Raw genomic sequence first — 245 nt, forward strand, 5'->3', positions numbered from 1 at the left:
GTTCTGGCTGGCGCTAATGCACCAGCTCAGCCATATCATTCTCCATATCGCGACAGGTCAATATGACGCGATTTTTTACGAGCGGGGGGCCGCTTCGCGCCAAGACTTTGAAGACGAAGCGGACGTGTTCGCGCGCGAAACACTTATCCCAGGCCGGCAATGGCAATCCTGCAAATCACAATATACCTGGACCTCACAAGCCATCGCGGCAGATGCCAAGCGCTTGGGAGTTGGTCCCGCGATAG

General features: G+C 55.9%; 1 protein-coding gene. It reads left to right on the forward strand.

All coding sequences use genetic code 11. From position 1 onward, the window contains the following. Positions 1-245: ImmA/IrrE family metallo-endopeptidase (locus ACNEUN_RS06395; RefSeq protein WP_463631618.1), on the forward strand; the 245-nt coding region annotated here is incomplete at both ends.

The sequence above is a fragment of the Gardnerella sp. C0684A1 genome (genome assembly GCF_055326835.1).